The organism is Zemynaea arenosa (assembly GCF_004614185.1).
In the GTDB taxonomy this organism is placed as follows: Bacteria; Pseudomonadota; Gammaproteobacteria; order Burkholderiales; family Burkholderiaceae_D; genus Telluria; species Telluria arenosa.
On record NZ_SPVF01000180.1, the window covers coordinates 1 to 11772 of the forward strand.

The window sequence follows — 11772 nt, forward strand, 5'->3', positions numbered from 1 at the left end:
GCCGGTGCCACGGCGGCCGGTGCGCCAGCACTCGCCGCGGCTTCCGCCCCTTCGGCCGCAGTCGCTGGCGCGGCCCCGGCCTGCCGCGCGGCGATCATCGCCAGCTGCTCCATCAGCTGAGCAAAGCGCTGCTGCCCCGGGGCGATGCGGTCGACGTGCATCAGCACTTCGGTCGCTTCCTCGTGCAGCTGCTTGCTGTAGCCCTTCTGGTGCATGTGCGAGATCAGGATCTGCGCCGCATTGAAGAGGATGCGCAGGTTGTTGGGCAGCTGCGCGCGTGCCTCGCGCATCCATTCGATGGCCTGCTCCACCTTCCCGGTCTTCCACAGCAGCACGCCCTGGTTCATCAGGTTGGACGCCTCCTTCTTCGACGACATGATGAGCAGGTTGCCCTCGTCCCCCATGCGCGCCTTGTCGAAGATTTGCTGGATCTCGTCCAGCAGCAGCGTGTTGTCGTGGTTGTTCTTGATGACGTAGCAGAGCAGCTCCACTGGTGAATCCTTGACGCCGACCGCAAACAGCAGCGTCGCCATCTCCAGGCAGGTCGGCACGTCCGGCCGCTCGCCGTTCATCTTGAGCAGTTCTTCCAGCTCGTCGCCCGCACGGCGCGCCCGCCGGTAGTCGCCCGACTCGTGGTACACCAGCCCCTCGGTGATCTTGGCGCGCAGCTGGATCTGGTCGGTGGCGAATTCACGCAGCGCGGTGTGCAGCAGCACCAGCGCTTCCTTCGGATCGTTCTTGCGGCCGCAGACGCGTGCGAGGCCCAGGTAAGCATCCGGCGTCTTCATCACCGAGTACTCGCCGATGGCGATGCACTTGCGGAAGGCCTTTTCCGCCATGCCGATGTTGCCCAGCCGGAGGCATACATTGCCCAGGTTGCGCTGGCGCCCCACGGAATTGGGCGACAGCTTGGTCGCGCGTTCCAGGATGCTGCACGACTCCTCGTGCATGCCCATGTTCTGGTAGGCCGCCGCCAGCTGGTCGTAGGCATCGATGTAATAGCGGTTCTCCGCGATCACGCTCTGGAAAATCTGGCGGGCCTGTTCGAACTCGCCGTTGGCCATGCGGATCTTGGCGATGCCCGAGCGCGCCCACTGGTACTCGCGCTGCTCCAGCACGCGCTCGTAGACCTGGCGCGCCTTGTCCGGCTCGCCCGCCTTGGTCAGGAGGTTGGCCTTCATGCGCAGCAGGTCGATCTCGTGCACGCGGTTCAGCGGGATCTGCTCTTCGCACAGGCGCGCGGCGCGCAGGTAGTCCTTTTCCACGTAGGCCTGGTCGATCTCGCGGAACACCTGCTTCTTGTGCCACACGCGGTTCAGGCGCGTGAGCAGCACACCCTCGGTGATCGGCTTGATGAGGTATGCGTCCGGCTGATGCTCGGCCGCGCCCATCACGGATTCCACGCTCTTCTCGGCCGACACCATCAGCCATACGGACGAGGGCAGCAGCAGGTGGCGCAGGCGCGCTTCTTCCAGCACCTGCTGGCCGTTCTTGCCTTCGCCAAGGTTGTAGTCGCACAGGACCACGTCGTAGCGGGTCTTGGCCAGCAGCTGGATCGCCTCGCCGCCGGACGACGCCTGGTCGATGTTCTTGGCGCCCAGGTTACGCAGGCTTTCGCGCAGCAGCTGGCGCACGCCGATGAAGTCATCCACCACCAGGTAGGTTTTTTCACCCCACGAGACGTTGTGGATCGAGGTCGGAAGCTCGTTGTTGAACATGCGCGCACCTGCTAGGGCAAGGTGAGGACAAAGCAGCCGCCCCCAAAGGCGCCGCCATTTTCCAGCCGCAGATGGCCGGTGCGGCCGCGGTGGCGGTGCATCTTCGCCACCTCGCTGGAGAAGTACAGACCGAGGCCGGTGCTGTTGGTCAGGAAGTTCACGCCCTGGCGCTGCGCGGTCATCGCGGCGGCGGAGGCTTCCAGCATGGCGGGCGGGTAGCCACGGCCATTGTCCTCGACGCGGATTTCGAGGCAGTTGTCCACCACCGCGATCGCGAGGCGCACCCGGTCGCGCGTGTAGTGGATGGCGTTGTTGATGGCGTGGCCCACCACGCCGATGATCAGGTCTTCGTCAAAGTGCCACACCAGATGCGGGTCGTAGTCCAGGTCCAGTGCGATGTTCTTCGACTTGAGCAGCACGCGCTCGGCGGAGACCACCTGCTCCACCAGCGCGCCCAGTTCCAGCGGCTGCATGTCGAACGGGTACTCGGGCTTGCCGACCTGCTTGTACAGCGCGAGCAGCTGGATCAGGTTGTCGTTAAGGCGCTTGGTCTGGTAGAGCATGTGCGCCATCTGGGCGTAGTCCTTCGTGGCCGCTTCAGTCTCCGGTGTGGTGCGCGCGAGCAGCCCCTCCAGCGTGCCCGCGAGGACGCTGATGGAGTTCTTCATGTCGTGCGCCGTGGAGGCGAGGAACAGCGACAGGTCGCTGGAGCTTGTCGAATCGTCCATTATGGGAAGCGGCCAAGAAAGTTGCCGTATGCCAATTATATACGGGTGCGCGATGACTGTCGGTCAATACGGCGCAAATTCAGGGCGGAGTGTGGCGCTTGCGCTTCGCCAGCACAAAACGGCCGGGGTCGAGCGCGTCACGCAGCTTGTTTTCAAGGGGAAGTGGCTCGCCTTCCAGCTGCGCAGCAAGGATCTCGGCGCAGTACGGGGACCAGATCAGGCCACGGGAGGCGTAACCGAGCAGCGCGTACAGGCCGGGGTGGCGCGGGACGTCGCGCAGGCGCTCCAGCTTTTGCCCCGCGGCCGAGTCATGGTCGGGGACGGGGCCGACCAGCGGCAGCCGGTCCGGCGGGATGCAGCGGAAGCCCACGCGGCCTGCCAGCGGCGCCTCGGTGCCGAGCGCCGGTTCGCCGAGCAGCGAGCGGGCCTTGCGGATGTTCTCGTGGTGGCTGGAGGGGAGCAGCAGCGGATCGGCGATGTCGTCATAGGTGGCACCGGTGCTGACGACGCCCTCCACGGCGGGCGTCATGTAGGCTTCGCGGCAGACCACGCAGGGCAGGTTCGGGACGGTGGTGGCGTCGAGGTGGGTGACCTGGCCGCGCACGCGCGCCAGCGGCAGGCGTGCGGTCTGGTCCAGTTCCAGCGCGCCTGCGCCGTTGGCGATGATGACGGTGGCGGCGCTGGCGACGAGGTTCTTCTCTTCGTTCTCGATATGCCACTCGTCGTTGACGCGCTTCAGCGTGACGGTGCCGGTATTGAAGATGCGGGTGACGCGGTCACCGGCCGCGCTGAGCATGGCCTCGCACACGCTGGCGGGGCGCGCCCATCCAGCCTGCGGGAACAGCCAGCCGCCATCGGGCGCGGGGTGGCCGAGCAGTTCCCCGGCTTCGTCGCGCTCGAACCATTGGGCGTAGTCCGGCGGATAGCCCCAATGCTCGGCGATCTGGCGCTGCACGCGCGCATGCGCGGCGTCGCGCGCGACCTGCAGCACGCCGCAGCGCTGGCCCAGGAAGGTGTGCCCATCCGCGCCGATGTGGTCCCAGTAGCGCAGCGTGAACAGGAAGGCGGCGCGCGTCAGGCGCGTGCTGATGTTGTCGTCCCTGGACAGTAGCGGCATGAAGATGCCGGCCAGGTTGCCGGAGGCCTCGCTGGCCGGGAGCGGATGGCGTTCGACGAGCGTGACGTGCCAGCCGCGCGCCGTCAGGCGTTCGGCGATGGCGCAGCCGGCGATGCCGGCGCCGATGACGACCGCGCTGCGCTCCGGCAGTGGCGGCGCTGCCGGTTGCGGCTTGCGGCTGGTGTAGACGGCGTGCTGGCCGCCGCCGTTGCCGCTGTCGCTGAAGCGGAAGCCCGTGTCTTCGAACGCCTTGGTCTGCGCGGCGGTGAGCTGCTCCTGCGCGTGCAGTTCGGCGTTGGGCTGGCACAGCTTGGAGAGCCCGCGGATCCAGCCGGTGCCCGCTTCGCTCACGCCGTCCACGTAGAGCGCATCGAAACGGGTGCCCAGCTCCGGCACCAGTTTGTCGATGGCGGCCGAGAACAGATCGACGGTGATGCCGTCCTCGCGCAGCATGCGGTGGCCGCCGGGCAGCTTGCCGTGATCGATACCCACCAGGTGCAGGCGCTCCGCCTTGTGCGCATGCGCGGCGATATGGCGGTTGATGCGTTCTGCGGTGAGCTGCGCATCGAAGACGGTGAAGCGCGCGAGTCGCGTCACTGCGAGCGTCCCCGCTGGTCCACGTGGCAGAAGCAGGACGGATCGTGATCGTCCACCATGCCGATGCCCTGCATGTAGGCGTAGACGATGGTGGAGCCGACGAACTTGAAGCCGCGCTTGGACAGGTCCTTGGACAGCCGGTCAGAAATATCCGTGCGCGCCGGGCGCTCACCCTTGGCCCAGCGGTTGACCAGCGGCTGGCCATCCACCCAGCCCCACAGGTAGCTGTCCAGCGTGTGGCCTTCCTCGCGCATGCGCAGGTAGGCGCGGGCATTGGTGATGGCGGCGTTCACTTTGAGCTTGTTGCGCACGATGCCGGGGTTGGCGAGCAGCTCGGCGATCCTGTCGTCGCCATACTGGGCGATCTTGTACGCATCCCATTGGTCGAAGGCGGCGCGGTAGTTGGCGCGCTTGTTGAGAATCGTTTCCCACGACAGGCCGGCCTGTGCGCCCTCCAGGTTGAGCATCTCGAACAGCCGCAGTTCGTCGTGGCAGGGCACGCCCCACTCTTCGTCGTGGTAGGCGATATACAGGGGGTTGGCCATGTTGGCCCAGCTGCAGCGCGTCTTGCTCATGATGATTGGTGATGGAGATGACCGCGCTATTCTAGCTGGAGGCAGCGCGTCTTGCGGCCCGCCACCGTTACAGCAGCGTGGCCTGCGCGTCGAATACGCCGGTCAGCGCATCCGCCGTGGCGCGCACGCGCGGGGCGCGCCGCACATCCTCGTGCATCACGAGCCACAGCTTGCGCTGCACCGGGCACGGCACGTCCAGCTGCTCCAGGCCGCGCACGTGCTGCGCGACGTAGCTGGGCAGGACGGCGGCGCCCAGGCCCGCGCGCGCGGCTGCGGCCAGCGCCAGCAGATCGTTGGAGCGCATGGCGCAGCGCTGCCCTTGCGCATGGCGCTCAAGCCAGACGGACTGCGGGGCATCCTTCAGGCTCGCGTCGAATCCCAGGTAAGCCCAGCCGCCCTCGCGCGCGCGCCGGGCGGCATAGTGCGGGGCCGCGTACAAGGCGTAGTGCACGGTGCCGAGGCTCTTGGCCACCAGCCCCGGGGCGTCCGGTTTGCGGTAGCGGATCGCAATGTCGGCCTCGCGCCGCTGCACATCGGCGGTGCGGGTTTCGGCCAGCAATTCGAGGCCGATCTGCGGATGCCGCGCCAGCGCGGCGGGCAGCGCCTGTGCCAGCAGGCAGGAGACCAGGGCGGGCGGCGCCGAGACTCGGACCGTGCCCGCGAGCGGCACCTCGGCCTGGGCGGCGCTCAGCAGGGCGAACATCTGGGTCTCGACCGCGCGCGCCGTGGGCACGATGGCTTGCGCTTCCGCCGTCAACGCCCAGCCGCGTGGCAGGCGGTCGAACAGGCGCAGCCCGAGCTGCTGCTCCAGCGCGTCAATGCGGCGCGCCACTGTGGTGTGCTCCACCTGCATGGCGCGTGCAGCCGCGGACACGGAGCCCGCATCCACCACGCCGAGGAAAGTGCGCACATGATCCCAGTCATTCAAGCTCATGGTGCAATTATGCACGGGACCCGTGCATCGGCTGGGATTTTTTCGCGGGCGCGTCATGGCTAATCTGGGCACCTTTTCCCGACACGGAGACTCACCATGTTACGAACCCTCCTGCTGCTCGCCGCATGCTGCGCGAGCGCGCCTTCCTGGGCGGCCGATCCCCTTGCCAACACCAGCTGGACGCTGCGCCGCGTCGACAATATTTATCCCGATGGCCGGGTGCAGGCGCTGTACGGACCGCAGCCCGAGGGCCGCTTGCTATTCGACGGCAGCGGTCACTATGCGATGCAGATCTACCGCCAGCAACGCACCAGGATCGCGGCGGGCGACAAGGCGCACGGGACCCCGGACGAATATCGCGCCGCGGCGCTGGAAGCCAACGCGCATACGGGCAGCTATCAGCTCACGCAGGGCGGCGCGGCCATCGTCTTCCAGATCGCGCAGGCCACCTACGCCAACTGGAACGGCACGGTGCAGGAACGGCCGCTGGAACTGACGGGGGACATCCTGCGCTACACCGTGGCCGCGCCGACGCAAGGCGCCGGCGCGCGCGGTGAAGTGGAATGGCAGCGCGTGCGCTGATCCGGCCTGCTCAGCGCAGGCGGCGCGCGCCCTCCACCGCAGCTGCTGCATCGGCAAGCGCGCCAGCGAGGCGGGGCACGGCGTCCCGGATCGCGTCCGGCGGCACGGACGAGAAGCCCAGCAGGAGGCCAGGCGGGACGTCGCAGGCTTTCACGGCGTTCGGGTTGCGGTAGTAGGCCAGGCCGCGCAGTTCGATGCCGGCGGCAGCGCAGCGCCGCACCACGTCGGCCTCGTCGAGCGGGATGCGGAAGTGCGTGCACAGGTCCAGCCCCGCGTCGGACGGGCCGCACCTCAGCAGGTCCGGCACATGGCGATCGAGTTCGCGCAGCAGCACGGCGCGCCGTTCCGCGTAGGCCGCGCGGGTGCGGCGGATGTGGCGCGCGAAATGGCCTTGCGCGATGAAATCGGCCAGCGCCATCTGCGGCACGATGGGGCTGTGGCGGTCGATCACGGCCTTGGCGCGCGCGATGTCTTCCGCCAGGCCGGGCGGCACCACCAGGTAGCCGAGCCGCAGGCCGGGGAACAGCACCTTGGACAGGGTGCCCACGTAGATCACGCAGCCCGCGTGGTCCAGGCTTTGCAGCGACGGCAGCGGCGGACCGTTGTAGCGGTACTCGCTGTCGTAGTCGTCCTCCACGATCCAGGCGCGGTGGCGGCGCGCCCACGCCAGCAGCTCCAGGCGGCGCGGCAGCGACATCGTCACGCCCAGCGGCAGGTGATGCGAGGGCGTGGTGAACACCAGCCGCGCGGGCGGCAGGCGGCGCTCGGCCCAGGCGAGGTCCAATCCATCCTCGGCGACCGGCACGGTGCGGATGCTGGCCCCGGCCGCGCGCAGCGGTGCGCAGGCGCCCTGGTAGCCGGGCGACTCCAGCCACACTTCGTCACCTTCATCCAGCGTCGTTACCGCCAGCACGTACAGCGCCTGCTGGGAGCCGGAGGTGATGATCACCTGCTCTGGCGTGCATCTCACACCGCGCGCGGCGCCCAGGTATTCGCACAGGCGCTCGCGCAGCGGCAGGTAGCCGGCCGGGTCGCCGTAGCCGAAATGGTGGTCGGGGTGGCGCCGCCGCCGTGCCTCCAGCCGGTTCCACACATCGAACGGGAACAGCTCCAGCGCGGGCATGCTGGCGCGGAAGGCGCGCGCAGGCTGGTCGTGATGGCGCACGCCGCGCATGGAGGCGGCGAAGGCACGGCCACGCGCGGACAGGCCGCGCACCGCACGTGCCGGCTGGGTGGGCGCCTGCGTGCGGCCCGGCAGATGCGCGGCGACGAAGGTGCCACGGCCGACCGTCCCTTCCAAATAGCCTTCGGCGGTCAGCTGTTCGTAAGCGGAGAGCACAGTCTGGCGCGACACGCCCAGCAAGGTGCACAGGGTGCGGGTGGGCGGCAGGCGCATACCGGGCGCGATGGCGCCATCGAGGATGGCGGCGCGGATGCCCGCGCCCAGCTGCTGGAACAGCGGAGCGCGTGCTTGGGCGTCCAGCGGGACGCTGCTCAGGATGTCGGCGATATGCACGGATCGGTAACCAATGATTGGCCTGCCTGCATTGGCCAGAATTGGCTATTTGGACAAGCCAATCCGCAGCGTACCATGAAGGCACGATCAGCAAGGAGAACACCGATGTCCAAGCAGTTCACCGCCACGACCGTCTGGGAGCGTGGCGCCCAGGCTTTCACCGATCAGCGCTACAGCCGCGCCCACGAATGGCGCTTCGATGGCGGCGCGCGCGTGCCCGCGTCCTCGTCACCGCTGTCGGTGCCGCTGCCGATGTCGGACGAGCGGGCCGTCGATCCGGAGGAAGCCCTGGTCGCGGCGGCATCCAGCTGCCATATGCTGTTCTTCCTGTCGCTGGCCGCCGCGCGCGGCTTCGTGGTGGATAGCTATGTGGACGCCGCGGCCGGCACTCTGGATCAGGATGCCGAGGGCAAGCTCGCGATGACGCACATCGCCCTGCGTCCGCGTATCGCGTTCTCCGGCACGGCGCCCACGCAGGAACAGCTGGACCACCTGCACCACATGGCGCACGAGCGCTGCTACGTTGCCAATTCACTCAAGACCGTCATCACCGTCGAGGCACCCGCACACGATGTATAAGCCCGCTTTCACCCCGCACGACAGCGTGCCGGACATGCACGCGCTGATCGAAGCGCATCCGCTGGGCGCTGTCGTCATCCAGACCGAGGACGGCCTGACCGCCGACCATGTCCCCTTCCTGATCCTGCCGCCCAGCGAGGGAGCGCCGTTCGGTACGTTGCGGGCCCACGTCGCGCGTGCCAATCCGCTCTGGCAGCGCACGGGCGGACGGGTGCTGGTGATCTTCCGCGGGCACGATGGCTACGTCACGCCGGCGCTGTACGATGAAAAGACGAAGAGCGGGAAAGTCGTCCCAACCTGGAACTACGCGGTGGTCCACGCGCACGGCACGCTGCGCGCGGTCGACGATCCGCAGGCGGTGCTGACCACGGTAGATGCGCTCACGCGGCGGCACGAGGCGGGGCGCGCGCAGCCGTGGCAGGTCAGGGATACTCCCCAGGAGTATCTGGACAAACTGCTCTCCGCGATCGTCGGCATCGAGATCGACATCGCGCGCATGGAAGGGAAATGGAAGGCATCCCGCAACCGCACCGGCGCGGAGTTCGAGCGCATCAGCGCGGCGGTGCCGGTGCCCTTCGGCTGACGGCTCTTAGTTCAGACCCAGACGCCGCTTCTTGGCGCCCTTCGGCAGCTCCACCTTTTCCAGGCTGGTGACAAGGCGCGCTTCGCCCTCGGCCAGCGCGTCTTCCAGATGGTGCATCAGGTAGTCGAACAGCCCCTCGGTGCGCGACTCGGCGGTCGCGTACACCGCCGCCCAGGCGTTGCGGCCGGAGCGCTTGGCCAGATACAGGCCCTGGTCCGCCAGCTCCACCACCTGCGACCATGACAGCATGCGCGGGTGCGTCGGCAAGAACGGGAAGCACGCGAAACCGATCGAACAAGTCTTGTAGACCTCCGTCCCATCCGGCAGGACAAAGGCACGGCCGGCGACGGCACTGCGGATGCGCTCCGCCACCACCTTCGCTTCGTCTCGGTGCGTGGCGCGCGCCAGCACCAGGAATTCCTCGCCGCCCCAGCGGATCACGTAGTCCGAGTCGCGGAACACTTCGCGCAGGCGCTCCTGCATCTGCACCAGCACGGCGTCGCCCGCGCCGTGGCCGTGGGTGTCGTTGACTTCCTTGAAGTGGTCGATGTCGACCATGAAGAACACCAGGTCACGCCCGGGCGCCGAGGACTCGCCCATGCGCAGCGGATCGTCGTAGCGGCGCAGGCTCATATTCACGTCCGCGTCCACGTGCTGCAGGAAGAAGCGGCGGTTGCGCAGGCCCGTGAGCTGGTCGGTGAGGCTCACCTCCTCCAGCTTCTTGTTGGCGTCTTCCAGCTCCAGGTTCTTGTCGAGGAGCTGGGCCTGGGTCGCGGACAGGGTCTTCAGCGTGGCCGCGACCTGGCGGTAGGCCGCCGCGTTATCCAGCGCGATGGCGCCATACGCGCACAGGGTACGGAAGATCAGCCGCTCGCGCGCGCCGTAGGCATGCGGGTGCAGCGACTGCACGGTCATCACGCCGAGCACGCGGTCGCCTACGGTCAGAGGGGCAAACAGCAGGCTCAGAGTCTGCAAGGTGCCAGGGATCAGTGCGGGCGTGGCTTGGTCTGCGGACAGTTCGATCAGGATCTCGCGCCGCTCGCGCACTGCGCGCGAGGAGTTCGCGTGTTCGTCGTCGATCGAAAAGCGGGTCGGCGGCAGCGCCTTGCCGGCCTCGATGCCGAACGCGCAGCGCAGCGACTGGCCGTCGCCTTCGAGCAGGAAGATCGAGAAGTGGGTCGCATCGAGCAGGCCATGCACGTGGCGGTCCAGCGCGCGGAACACGGCGGCGGCATCGAGGTGCGTGGTGATCTCCTGGCCAATCGCGGACAGGTGCTCAAGCGTGGCGGAGGTCTGGGCCAGCACCTCGGCGCGCTGCGCTTCCGCCGCCGCCAGCTGGCGATGGTGCTCGCCTTCCGTGCGCGCGCGTTCGGTCTGGTACTGCACCTGCATGGCAACCGCGCGGTTGGTGGCTTCGCGGCTGTGGGTCTTGTCGCGCGCGGCGCCGGCTTCCAGCGCCACCTCGTAGGCGCGCTTGTAGTCGCCGAGGTGGGCGTGTTCGTGGGCCACGGCGTCCAGCAGATCGCCCGGAACCGTGTAGCCCTCGATGGTGCCCGCCACCGCGAGCGCCTCCTGCAAGTAGTGCAGCGCGGCGCTGGGCGCGGCCACGCCGGCCGGCAGCGGCAGCGCGTGCTGCGCGTGGATCTGGGCCAGCACCTTGAGCGCGGCGATCTGGTTGTAGGCGTCGCCGTGCTGGCGCGCCATGGCCAGCGCGTCGAGCGCCGCCTCCAGCGCTTCCTGCGGGCGATTCAGCATCGACAGAGCATGCGCCTTGCCGCGCCGCGCGCCGGACTGGAAGTCGGACTGGCGCAGCGCCTCGCCGCGTTCCACCAGCTTGGTGAAGTTGCGCAGGGCGGCTTCGTAGTCGCCCCGGTCGAGCATCAGGTCGCCCTTGTATTCGAGCGCGATGGCGTAGGCGCGGGAGCCGGACAGTGGCTGCAGCGTGGCCAGCGCCTCGCGCAGCAGGTCGAGCGCCGCGTCGCGCTGGCCGAGCTGGCGCAGGGTCTCGGCGGTCTGCATCAAGGCCAGGCCGATGCTCATCGGCCAGCCGGTGGGGCGCGCGAGATCGAGCCCGCGCTGCATCCATTCCAGCGCGGCATGGTGCGCATTCAGGCTCGTGAAGCCGTTGCCGATGTTGGTGGCCACGTTGATGGCGCGCCGCACCTGGCCGGTGGCGACGGCCGCTTCGTAGGTGCGCATCAGCAGGCTGACGGCGCTCCCGAAATCGCTGGCCTGGAAGGCGCTGGTGCCGAGGTAGTCGTGGATCCAGCCCGCGGCGGCGGGGTGCAGTCCGTCCAGGTCCACGGCGAAGCGCGCGTCCCAGCGCTCCTGCGCGGTGCGCAGGTCGCGGAACACGGCAAACAGCGCAGCGGCGGCGTCAAAGACGTCGGTGCGCAGGGTGTCGCCGGCGGCCCGGGCATCTTCAGAGGCCAGCGCCAGCTCGGCGTCGCACAGGGCGGCGCAGCCGCGGTCCATCTCGATCCAGGCGCGCAGCCAGCGGGCGTCGGCGCGGCCGATCGGATCGTGGGCCGCGTCAAAGGCGAAAAAGGCCTGGTCGGCCACGGCGCGCGCGGCATCCAGCGCGCCGGACAGCCACACGGCCTCGCCCTCGACCAGCAGGCAGCGGGCGTCGGCCAGCGTGCGGCCAGGCTCATCCAGAAGATGCAGCTGGGAGCGCGCTTCGGCTACCAGGCTGGCCGCCCGCGCGGGCGCGCGCTGGCGCAGATGCCAGGCAAGCGCAACCAGTTCGCGCTGGCGTTCGCGGCCAAGCAGGGACGGCAATGCCGCTTCGCGCTGCTGTACAGCCTCGTCCAGAACGAACAGATCGAACACGTGGATAACCC

10 protein-coding genes are annotated in these 11772 nt (G+C 68.6%); 3 read left to right on the top strand and 7 right to left on the bottom strand.

Going from position 1 to position 11772, the window contains the following annotated elements; genetic code table 11:
- From E4L96_RS14155 to E4L96_RS14175, 5 genes are all read right to left on the bottom strand, one after another.
- On the bottom strand, nt 1-1718 hold a 1718-nt coding region (locus tag E4L96_RS14155), incomplete at its 3' end, for a tetratricopeptide repeat protein (RefSeq protein ID WP_135207872.1).
- 11 nt (nt 1719-1729) lie between these two features.
- Nucleotides 1730-2446: a sensor histidine kinase gene (locus tag E4L96_RS14160; RefSeq protein WP_135207873.1), complete on the bottom strand. Its 717-nt coding sequence runs from the start codon at nt 2444-2446 to the stop codon at nt 1730-1732.
- A 79-nt stretch (nt 2447-2525) separates the two neighbouring features.
- Nucleotides 2526-4160, bottom strand: a complete 1635-nt coding sequence (gene mnmC1 / locus E4L96_RS14165; protein WP_135207874.1) for an FAD-dependent 5-carboxymethylaminomethyl-2-thiouridine(34) oxidoreductase MnmC1 — start codon at nt 4158-4160, stop codon at nt 2526-2528.
- Nucleotides 4157-4735 (bottom strand): DNA-3-methyladenine glycosylase I, encoded by a 579-nt coding sequence (locus tag E4L96_RS14170; protein WP_135207875.1) that lies wholly within the window; start codon nt 4733-4735, stop codon nt 4157-4159. The genes mnmC1 and E4L96_RS14170 overlap by 4 nt, the downstream gene beginning before the upstream one ends.
- 67 nt (nt 4736-4802) lie before the next feature.
- The gene (locus E4L96_RS14175; protein ID WP_135207876.1) at nt 4803-5669 is read right to left on the bottom strand and encodes a LysR family transcriptional regulator; all 867 of its coding nucleotides are present in this window, start codon (nt 5667-5669) and stop codon (nt 4803-4805) included.
- Nucleotides 5670-5765: 96 nt separating this feature from the next.
- On the opposite strand from E4L96_RS14175, the gene E4L96_RS14180 reads away from it, so the two are divergent.
- On the top strand, nt 5766-6251 hold the full coding sequence (locus E4L96_RS14180; protein WP_135207877.1) for a lipocalin-like domain-containing protein: 486 nt from the start codon (nt 5766-5768) through the stop codon (nt 6249-6251).
- A gap of 10 nt (nt 6252-6261) precedes the next feature.
- Here the strand turns inward: E4L96_RS14180 and pdxR are convergent, their stop codons facing one another.
- Nucleotides 6262-7767: a MocR-like pyridoxine biosynthesis transcription factor PdxR gene (gene pdxR, locus E4L96_RS14185; RefSeq protein ID WP_135207878.1), complete on the bottom strand. Its 1506-nt coding sequence runs from the start codon at nt 7765-7767 to the stop codon at nt 6262-6264.
- A 105-nt stretch (nt 7768-7872) separates the two neighbouring features.
- Between pdxR and E4L96_RS14190 the strand changes: the two genes are divergently transcribed.
- Both E4L96_RS14190 and E4L96_RS14195 read left to right on the top strand, forming a co-directional pair.
- Entirely contained in the window at nt 7873-8346 is a 474-nt protein-coding gene (locus E4L96_RS14190) for an OsmC family protein (RefSeq protein ID WP_135207879.1), read from the top strand.
- Complete coding sequence (locus tag E4L96_RS14195; RefSeq protein WP_135207880.1) at nt 8339-8929, top strand: FMN-binding negative transcriptional regulator; 591 nt, start codon at nt 8339-8341, stop codon at nt 8927-8929. The genes E4L96_RS14190 and E4L96_RS14195 overlap by 8 nt, the downstream gene beginning before the upstream one ends.
- 6 nt (nt 8930-8935) lie before the next feature.
- On the opposite strand, the gene E4L96_RS14200 is transcribed toward E4L96_RS14195, so the two are convergent.
- Nucleotides 8936-11761 (bottom strand): GGDEF domain-containing protein, encoded by a 2826-nt coding sequence (locus tag E4L96_RS14200; RefSeq protein ID WP_229414484.1) that lies wholly within the window; start codon nt 11759-11761, stop codon nt 8936-8938.
- Nucleotides 11762-11772: the final 11 nt, after the last annotated feature.

Excerpts from the sequence above, each read along its gene's own strand:
- E4L96_RS14160 (WP_135207873.1), bottom strand. The coding sequence starts at position 2,446 with ATGGACGATTCGACAAGCTCCAGCGACCTGTCGCTGTTCCTCGCCTCC.
- E4L96_RS14170 (WP_135207875.1), bottom strand. The coding sequence starts at position 4,735 with ATGAGCAAGACGCGCTGCAGCTGGGCCAACATGGCCAACCCCCTGTAT.
- E4L96_RS14175 (WP_135207876.1), bottom strand. The coding sequence starts at position 5,669 with ATGAGCTTGAATGACTGGGATCATGTGCGCACTTTCCTCGGCGTGGTG.
- E4L96_RS14180 (WP_135207877.1), top strand. The coding sequence starts at position 5,766 with ATGTTACGAACCCTCCTGCTGCTCGCCGCATGCTGCGCGAGCGCGCCT.
- E4L96_RS14190 (WP_135207879.1), top strand. The coding sequence starts at position 7,873 with ATGTCCAAGCAGTTCACCGCCACGACCGTCTGGGAGCGTGGCGCCCAG.
- E4L96_RS14195 (WP_135207880.1), top strand. The coding sequence starts at position 8,339 with ATGTATAAGCCCGCTTTCACCCCGCACGACAGCGTGCCGGACATGCAC.